We start from the raw sequence: 6,397 nt of genomic DNA on the forward strand, positions 1-6,397 counted from the left end.
GGAAGATCGAATTCGTGTACGCGGGAGGGGTGGACCAGGCGAGTTTTGTTGCTGGTAGCGCAGTGATATCTAGCGGCGGACTGGTGCTTGGCGATACCGTCGCGCCGGGTGGGATCATGGCCGTCAGCAGTGGCGGCGTCGTTTCGGGGGTGCTCGTAAGTGGGGGCACTCTGAATATCAGCCTCGGCGGCATCGGGAACAACACGAATGTCGTCGGTGGAGGGAGTGAGAACGTCTCCAGCGGTGGCGGAGGTAACGGGTCCGTTGTGAATGGCGGGTCGGAAACGGTGTATGCCGGTGGAACGGAGACCAACGGCACGCTACTGGGCGGTACCCTGAACGACTACGGCCTCGTCGTTAATGAAACGGTTGCGGGCGGAACAGCGAATGTTTTCAGTGGCGGCACCGCTAGCGGTGGGTTGGTGAAAGCTGGTGGCACCCAGAATGTCGCCGTGGGTGGAACAACCAGCAATGTGGTTGTGAGTGGCGGCACCCAAAACGACGCAGGTACGGCGACAGGCACGCTCATAGAAGGCGCTGGTAATCAGAGCGTAACTGGTAGCGCAAACAACACGACTGTCAACGGTGGCGTTCAGACCGTTCAGGTTGGCGGCACGGCCAATACGACCACGGTTACGAACGGCTCGCAGACCGTTTCGGGTACCGCGAACGGCACAACGATTAGTGCTGGTGGCGCGCAAAACGTCTGGGGCACGGCGGGCGGCACGACGATCAGCAGTGGCGGCACTGAGACCGTTGAGAACGGTGGCGTGGCGAGTGGTGGCTCGATCGGTGCAGGCGGCCTCCAAACCGTGCTGAACGGCGGCTCGGCTGCATCCGTCAGCGTCAGCGGTGGCACGCAGACCATCGCCGCGGGCGCTACCGCGACGTCGACTACGGTCAGCAATGGCACCCAGGCGGTCAGCGGCACCGCGAACAACACCATCGTCACTGGCGGTGGCGTTGAAAACGTCTACGGCACAGCGAACTCAAGCACGGTCAGCGGTGGCGGCACGGAGACGGTTGAGAACGGTGGCCGCGCCAGCGGTGGCTCGATCGGCGCGGGCGGCCTGCAAGCCATATTGAACGGGGGCTCGGCCGCATTTGTCAACGTCAACGGCGGCACGCAGACTATCGCCGCCGGCGCCACCGCCACGGCGACCACGCTCGCCAGCGGGACGCAGACGGTCAGCGGCACGGCGAATAGCACCATCGTGACTGGCAGCGGCATCGAGAATGTCTACGGCACGGCGAACTCGACCACGGTGAGCAGCGGCGGCAACGAGACCGTCGAAGGCGGCGGTCTGGCCAGTGGAGGCTCCATCGGTGCCGGCGGCCTGCAAACGGTAGCGAGCGGCGGCTCGGCCACCGCCGTTGTCGTCAACGGTGGCTCGCAGACTGTCGCCGCTGGCGGTACCACGACGTCGACCACGGTCAGCAGCGGTACTCAGACGGTCAGCGGCACGGCGAATAGCACCGTCGTGACTGGCAGCGGCATCGAGAATGTCTACGGCACGGCGAACTCGACCACGGTGNGTGAGCAGCGGCGGCAACGAGACCGTCGAAGGCGGCGGTCTGGCCAGTGGAGGCTCCATCGGTGCCGGCGGCCTGCAAACGGTAGCGAGCGGCGGCTCGGCCACCGCCGCCGTCGTCAACGGTGGCTCGCAGACTGTCGCCGCGGGTGGCACCGCGACGTCGACCACGATCAGCAGCGGCACTCAGACGGTAAGCGGCGCGGCCAACAACACCGTCGTCAACGGGGGCACGCAGACTGTCGCCGCAGGCGGCACCGCAACGTCGACCACGGTCAGCAGCGGTACCCAGACCGTCAGCGGCACGGCGAATAGCACCATCGTGACTGGCAGTGGCATCGAGAACGTCTACGGCACGGCAAACTCGACGGCAGTGAGCAGCGGCGGCACCGAGACCGTCGAGGGCGGCGGTCTGGCCAGCGGAGGTACCATCGGCGCCGGCGGCCTGCAAACGGTAGCAGGGGGCGGCTCGGCCACAGCCGTCGCCGTCAACGGTGGCTCGCAGACTGTCGCCGCTGGCGGCACCGCGACGTCGACCACGCTGACCGGTGGTACCCAGACCGTCAGCGGCACGGCGAATAGCACCATCGTGACCGGCAGTGGCATCGAGTACGTCTACGGCACGGCAAACTCAACCACGGTCAGCAGCGGGGGCACCGAGACCGTCGAAGGCGGCGGCCTGGCCAGCGGGGGCATCATCAGCGCGGGCGGCCTGCAAACGGTAACGAGCGGCGGCTCGGCCACAGCCGTCGTCGGCAACGGCGGCTCGCAGACTGTCGCCGCTGGCGGCACCGCAACGTCGACCACGGTGACCGGTGGTGCCCAGACTGTCAGCGGCACGGCGAACAATACCGTCGTCACCGGCAGCGGTGTCGAAAACGTCTACGGCACGGCGAACTCAAGCACAGTCAGCAGCGGTGGCACCGAGACCGTCAAGGGCGGCGGTCTGGCCAGCGGAGGCACCATCCGTGCCGGCGGCCTGCAATCGGTAGCGAGCGGCGGTTCGGCCACAGCCGTCGTCGTCAACGGCGGCTTGCAGACTGTTGCCGCTGGCGGCACCGCGACGTCGACTGCGCTCAGCAGCGGTACACAGACTGTTAGCGGCACCGCCAACAACACCATCGTCGGCAACGGTGGCGTCGAAAACGTCTACGGCACAGCAAACTCGACCACAGTCAGTAGCGGCGGCGTCGAGACAGTCGGGAGCGGTGGCCTGGCCAGCGGGGGCACAATCAGCGCGGGCGGCACCCAAACTGTATCGAGCGGTGGTTCTGCCGTGTCGATCGGTGTCGCCGGTGGCAACGAGGTCATCCAGAGCGGCGGCACGGTCACGTCAGCCACGATAGGGAGTGGCGGCACGCAATCTGTTCTGGGCGGTGGCGCCGCGTACGCTACCACCGTGAATGGCGGGGGCCTGCAGTATGTGGATGGTGTGGTGGAGGGCTACGCCTATTCCAGTGTGATCAATAGTGGCGGTACGCAGGAAGTTGTATCCGGGGGCTCGGCCGTGGATACAACCGTGAATAGCGGAGGCCTCCAGGAGGTGACATCCGGTGGCTCGGCCACCGGTACCACGGCAAACAGCGGCGGTACGCTTAACGTCCAGGCGGGTGGCACGGCAACCGGCGTCACGCAGAACAGCGGCGCAGCGCTCGAAACAAACACGTCGGCGACACTCTCGGGTACGTATGTTTCCAACGGTACGTCCAGCACCTTTTCGATTGCCGGGAACAACGCCAGCGGCGTCGTGCTTGAGAATGGCGGCTCGCTAACCGATCTGGCCAACGGCACCGCCCTCAATACCACGGTGAACAGCGGCGGCTCGGAATACGTCTCGTCGGGCGGTGTATCGTCGGACACAACCGTGAACAGTGGTGGCACACAGTACGTACTGTCGTCCGGTTCCGCCGTCGGTGTGTCCATCAACAACGGTGGCAACCAGACCGTCTCCAGTGGAGGCGCCGCGATCAACACCGCCGTCAACAGTGGCGGCACACAGACGATTTCAAGCGGCGGAAACGCAGTCGGCACGACGCTCGGTAGCAGTGGCACGGGAGTCGTCCTGGCCGGCGGCAGCGCCACCAGCCTGACGCAGGAAAGCGGCGCGGCGTTAGTAACGAATACATTGGCGACGGTCTCCGGCACTTACGTCTCAGGCGGCTCGTCAAGCACCTTCGCCATTGCCAGCAACCACGCCAGCGGCATCGTTGTTGAAGACGGCGGTTCACTAACCGAGCTCGCCGGTGGCACCGCGATTGATACGACCATCAACAGTGGCGGCACGGAAACCATTTCCTCAGGAAGCGTCGCGACCAGTACGACCATCAACAACAGTGGTGAACAGTACGTGCTGTCAGCGGGTTCGGCAGTCAACGCCACCGTCAATGATGGTGGTGAGCAGATCGTTTCCAGTGGCGGCGTCGTCATCACCACGCACGTGAACAGCGGCGGGACAGATGTGATCCTGGGTGGCGCCACGGCGACTGGTACGACTGTCACAAGCGGCGGCAACGAAGTCATCTCGTCAGGCGGCACGGCGACCGGTACGACGGTCGACAACGGCGGCACCCAGACAATTTCGGGCGGCGGCTCGTCGGTCGATACGACCGTCAGCAGCGGCGGCAACCAAGTGGTTTCATCCGGGGGCGCCGCGGCCAGCACGACGGTCGGCAACGGTGGCACCCAGACAATTTCGAGCGGTGGCTCGTCGGTGGATACGACCGTCAGCAGCGGCGGCAACGAAGTGGTTTCGTCCGGGGGCGCCGCGGCCAGCACGACGGTCGGCAACGGTGGCACNGGCGGTGGCTCGTCGGTGGATACGACCGTCAGCAGCGGCGGCAACGAAGTGGTTTCGTCCGGGGGCACCGCGACCAGTACGACGGTTGGAAACGGTGGCGCCCAGACGATTTCGAGCGGTGGCTCGTCGGTTGATACCGCCGTCAACAGCGGCGGCACAGAGCTCATTTCGTCCGGTGGTGTCGCCCGCAACACCACCGTGAATAGCGGAGGCCTCCAGGAGGTGACATCCGGTGGCTCGGCCACCGGTACCACGGCAGACAGCGGCGGTACGCTTAACGTCCAGGCGGGTGGCACGGCAACCGGCGTCACGCAGAACAGCGGCGCAGCGCTCGAAACAAACACGTCGGCGACACTCTCGGGTACGTATGTTTCCAACGGTACGTCCAGCACCTTTTCGATTGCCGGGAACAACGCCAGCGGCGTCGTGCTTGAGAATGGCGGCTCGCTAACCGATCTGGCCAACGGCACCGCCCTCAATACCACGGTGAACAGCGGCGGCTCGGAATACGTCTCGTCGGGCGGTGTATCGTCGGACACAACCGTGAACAGTGGTGGCACACAGTACGTACTGTCGTCCGGTTCCGCCGTCGGTGTGTCCATCAACAACGGTGGCAACCAGACCGTCTCCAGTGGAGGCGCCGCGATCAACACCGCCGTCAGCAGTGGCGGCACACAGACGATTTCAAGCGGCGGCTCGTCGATTGATACCACCGTCAGTAGCGGTGGGAATGAAGTGGTCTCGTCCGGGGGCACGGCGACCAGCACGAAGGTGAGCGCGGGTGGTACGCAGACGATATCGGCCGGTGGCTCGTCCATTGATACTACCGTCGGTAGCGGCGGCAATGAAGTCGTCTCCTCCGGCGGTTCGTCGGTCAATACAATCGTCGGCAGTGGCGGCAACGAAACGGTCTCGTCCAGCGGCACGGCGATCGGCACAATCGTAGACGGCGGCGGCATACAGACCGTCGACGATGGCGGCACCGCCGTCAGTACGACCCTCAGTAGCGGTGGCCACGAAGTGGTCTCTTCAGGCGGCACGGCTACCAGCACAACCATTGACAACGGTGGCAGCCAGACCGTTGCGAACGGTGGCTCAGCTGTCGATGCGACCATCAACAGCGGCGGGACCCAGACTGTCCAGAGCGGCGGCTCTGCTATCGGCAGCATCCTGAATAGCGGAGGTACCGAAACGGTTCTGTCCGGCGGAAGCGCCACAAGTACTACTGTCGGGAACGGCGCGACCGAAAACGTTTCAAGCGGCGGCGCTTCCACCGGCACGATCGTTGATAGTGGCGGCAGCGAAGTCGTATCGGCAGGTGGGATCGCCAGCGGCACAACCGTCGAGGGCGGTGGCACACAAACCATCGTCGCCGGCGGTTCGTCGATCGATACGACGGTCAGTGGCGGCGGCAACGAGGTCGTCTCGTCCGGCGGAACGGCGACCAGCACGATAGTCAGCGCTGGCGGAACGCAGACGATTTCAAGCGGCGGTTCGTCGATCGATACTACCGTCCGCAGCGGTGGGAATGAAGTGGTTTCGTCCGGGGGCACGGCGACCAGCACGACGGTCAGCGCGGGTGGTACGCAGACGATATCGGGCGGAGGCTTGTCCGTTGACACCTCGGTCAGCAGCGGAGGCGTTGAAGTGGTCGCGTCGGGGGGCACGGCGACCAGCACGACGGTCAGCGCGGGTGGTACGCAGACGATATCGGGCGGNGGCGGAGGCTCGTCCGTTGACACCTCGGTCAGCAGCGGAGGCGTTGAAGTGGTCGCGTCCGGGGGCACGGCGACCAGCACGACGGTCAGCGCGAGTGGCACGCAGACGGTTTTCAGTGGCGGCTCGTCGGTCGATACCACCGTCAGCAGCGGCGGCAACGAAACCGTCTCCTCCGGCGGCACTGCGACCAGTACGACGGTCGACAGCGGCGGCACCCAGACAATTTCAAGCGGTGGCTCGTCAGTCGATACGACCGTGAGTAGCGGCGGCAACGAGGTGGTTTCGTCCGTAGGTACCGCCACCAGCACTACGGTCGACAGCGGCGGCACCCAGACGATTTCGAGCGGTG

1 protein-coding gene and 1 pseudogene are annotated in these 6,397 nt (G+C 65.3%); both read left to right on the plus strand.

Features of this window, described 5'->3' with window-relative positions:
* Positions 1–116: 116 nt before the first annotated feature.
* Positions 117–1,451: pseudogene (locus tag M0D64_RS37785) on the plus strand (hypothetical protein); the annotation flags it as partial.
* An 85-nt stretch (positions 1,452–1,536) separates the two neighbouring features.
* Positions 1,537–6,397, plus strand: a 4,861-nt coding sequence (locus M0D64_RS37790; protein ID WP_266261426.1) for an AIDA repeat-containing protein, incomplete at its 3' end; no start/stop codon positions are given.

This window comes from Paraburkholderia sp. WS6 (assembly GCF_030464835.1).
GTDB classification, from domain to species: Bacteria; Pseudomonadota; Gammaproteobacteria; order Burkholderiales; family Burkholderiaceae; genus Paraburkholderia; species Paraburkholderia madseniana.